Origin of the sequence: Actinospica durhamensis (assembly GCF_018139695.1) — a bacterium.
GTDB lineage: Bacteria > Actinomycetota > Actinomycetes > Streptomycetales > Catenulisporaceae > Actinospica > Actinospica durhamensis.
The window spans coordinates 1-3385 of sequence record NZ_JAGSOG010000465.1; the positions used below are offsets into that span (position 1 = coordinate 1).

General features: G+C 73.2%; 2 protein-coding genes. Both read right to left on the reverse strand.

Features of this window, described 5'->3' with window-relative positions; genetic code table 11:
• Positions 1 to 89: 89 nt before the first annotated feature.
• Positions 90 to 1127 (reverse strand): LacI family DNA-binding transcriptional regulator, encoded by a 1038-nt coding sequence (locus KDL01_RS39925; RefSeq protein ID WP_212533928.1) that lies wholly within the window; start codon positions 1125 to 1127, stop codon positions 90 to 92.
• Between the two features lie 541 nt (positions 1128 to 1668).
• A complete protein-coding gene (locus tag KDL01_RS39930) occupies positions 1669 to 3381 on the reverse strand; it encodes a glycoside hydrolase family 13 protein (RefSeq protein WP_212533929.1) in 1713 nt (570 codons plus the stop codon).
• Between the last annotated feature and the right edge of the window lie 4 nt (positions 3382 to 3385).

Below are 3385 nucleotides of genomic sequence, written 5' to 3' on the forward strand. Positions count from 1 at the left end.
GGCGGCGATCGACCTCGTCCGGACGGCTGGCAGTCGGCCTCGTCCGGGCAGGTGCGCGCGTCAGGCGTCAGGCGTCCTTGCGGGCTTGGTCAGCGGCGGGCGGCGGCGGTGGAGCCGCGGACGACGAGTTCGGGGGCGAAGACGAATTCGTCCTTGGGGCCGGTCATGCCCGCCATCTCTTCGAGCAGCACGCCGACGGCGGCTTCGGCTATGGCCTGCACGGGCTGGCGCATGGTGGTCAGGGGCGGGTCGGTGAAGGCGATCAGGGGGCTGTCGTCGTACCCGATCACCGAGATGTCCTGCGGGACGGACAGGCCCTCGTCGCGCAGGGCCCTGATCGCGCCGAGGGCCATCATGTCGCTGCCGCAGACTATGGCCGTGCAGCCGCGCTCGACCAGGGTGCGGGCCGCCTGCTGGCCGCCGGCGACCGAGAACATGGTGTGGGCGATCCGCTGCCTGGCCACCGATTCCTCCTCGCCGAGCAGGCTGGCGCAGGCGGCGAGGAAGCCCTCGATCTTCCTGATCACGGGCACGTAGCGGACCGGGCCGGTGGCCATGCCGATGCGTTCGTGGCCGAGTTCGACGAGGTGGGACAGGGCCTGGCGCATCGAGTACCGGTCGTCGGTGGCGAAGAACGGCGCCTGCACCTGCGGCATGTGGCCGTTGATCAGCACGATCGGGAGCCGGCGCTCGACCAGCCTGCGGTAGCGGTCCGGGTCGGCCGTCGTGTCGGCGTGCAGGCCGGAGACGAACACGATCCCGGCCACGCCGCGGTCGAGCAGCATCTCGGTGTACTCGTCCTCGCTGACCCCGCCGGGGGTGAGCGTGCACAGCATCGGGGTGTAGCCCTGCTTGGTCAGCAGCGTCTCGATCGCCTGCGCGTACGCGGGGAAGATCGGGTTGTCGAGCTCGGGGATGACCAGGCCGATCAGGCCGGCCGAGCGCTGCCGGGAACGCGGCGGACGTTCGTAGCCGAGCACGTCGAGCGCGGCGAGCACCGCCTGCCGGGTGTCCGGGCCGACCCCGGGCTTGCCGTTGAGCACGCGGCTGACCGTGGCCTCGGACACTCCGGCGTGCGCCGCGATGTCCGCGAGCCTGATCGTGGGAGTCGTCCGTTCGCCACTCACCTTGCAGGTCCGTCCTTCGCTCGTGCTCGATCCCGCCCGTCTCAGCCCGGCGGCCGGGCCCCGGCTCCTACTCCGTCCGGTACACCCGCGCGCGCCGATGCGGTCACTGGTCCCGCAGCGCCTCCGGTGACTGCGGCTGCCATAACCACCGCTGCCGCAACCCGCCGCTGCCACAGCCGATACCGCGACCGCTGCTGCCGCCGTTGCTGCGGCATCGCTGCCGTCACGGTCGGCAGCGCCACCGCGCTCGCCATGACACCGTCGCCGTCGACGCTGCCGCAACCACAGCCGCCGCACTGCCGGCGACGCAACCGCCTACGACCACACCAGCCACGGCCCGCAGTAGCGGGGCCTTTCGGCGGGAGCCCGTCGGTGGCGGGGTCCGGTCGGCGGCGATGGCGGCGGCTGCGATGACGATCCGTCAGCTTCGCGCCGTGGCTCCGAGGCTACGCCGTCGCACCCCGGGACGTCTCCTCGACGCCACGGGGTGGGGCGGGACCTCGTCGTCCGTGCCTCGCAGGGCTGTACGTAGGCTCGCAGACTACGTGGTCGCCCACCACGCCGTCGTGTCCGGCGGGAGTACGACCACATCGGATCCGATGCCGGCCGCCAGCCCTGCCGTGTCCACGGCCGTGCCCGCAGCCGCGTCCCCGGCCGGCGTCGTCTGCGCGTCCGTGTCGAGGTCGGCGCTGGCGAGCAGCAGGGCACCGGGCCGGGGCAGAACCACGGGCTCGTCGCCGGTGTTCACCGTACACACAAATCCCGGCGCCCGGGTGAAAACCAGCACCCCGTCCGGCGCGGGCTGCCATGTCAGCGTGCCGTCACCGAGGGCGGGCTGCGCGCGGCGCAGCTTGAGGGCCCTGCGATACAGCTCCCAGGTCGAGGTATCGTCCCCGCGCTGCGCCTCGACGCTGAGCCCGCGCCAGCGCTGCGGCGCGGGAAGCCAGCCCTCGTGGAGGTCGAGCGGGGTGAAGCCGAAGGGCGAGGACTCGCCCTGCCACGGCAGCGGGACGCGGCAGCCGTCGCGGCCGGAGGAGCCGTCGGCGCTGCGCAGCCGCTGCGGGTCCTGGAGCAGTTCCTCGGGCAGGTCGAGGACCTCCTCGAGGCCGAGCTCCTCACCCTGGTAGACGTACGCCGAGCCGGGCAGCGCCAGCATCAGCAGCGCCGCCGCCCGCGCGCGGCGCACGCCGAGCTCGCCGCCGCCGTAGCGGGTGACGTGGCGGCGGATGTCATGGTTCGACAACACCCAGGTGGTCGGGGCGCCGACGAGGGCCGAGGTGCGCAGGGAGCCCTCGATCACCTCGCGCAGGGCCTTGCTGTTCCAGTCGGTGCCGAGGAAGTGGAAGTTGAAGGCCTGGTGCAGCTCGTCCGGGCGCACGTACGCGGCGAGGCGCTCGAGCGTGGGCGCCCACGCCTCGGCCACGGCCATGCGCTCGCCGGGGTACGAGTCGAGGATGCGGCGCCAGGACCGGTGGATCTCGTGCACCTCGTCCTGGTCGAAGTACGGCAGGACGGTGTGGCCGAGCATCTGGATCTGCTCGGTGTGGCCGACGTCGGGCAGGTCCGGATGCTTGATCATGCCGTGCGCGACGTCGACGCGGAAGCCGTCCACGCCCCGGTCCAGCCAGAACCGCAGGATGTCCTCGTGCTCGGTGCGCACCTCGGGGTGGCGCCAGTTGAGGTCGGGCTGGGCCGGGTCGAACAGGTGCAGGTACCACTGGCCCGGCGTGCCGTCGGGCTCGGTCACCCGGGTCCAGGCCGGGCCGCCGAACACCGACTCCCAGTCGTTCGGCGGCAGCCGGCCCGCCTCGCCCCGGCCGGTCCGGAACAGGTAGCGCTCACGGGCGGGCGAGTCGGGGCCGGCGGCCAGCGCCTCGCGGAACCAGCGGTGCCGGTCGGAGCTGTGGTTGGGCACCAGGTCGAACACGACGCGCAGGCCGTGCGCGTGCGCCTCGGCGATCAGGGCCTCGGCGTCGCCGAGGGTGCCGAAGAGCGGGTCGACCTCGCGGTGCTCGGTCACGTCGTAGCCGCCGTCGGCCATCGGCGAGGCGTAGAACGGGGTGATCCAGAGCGCGTCCACGCCGAGGTCGCGCAGGTAGGGCAGCCGGGTGCGCACGCCGAGCAGGTCGCCGACGCCGTCGCCGTTGCCGTCGGCGAAGGAGCGGACGTAGACCTGGTAGATCACGGCCTCGCGCCACCACGCCGCCCGCTCGCCGCCAGCCTCGCCGTGGAAGGCGGAGGTGGGGGCGGGGATGGGC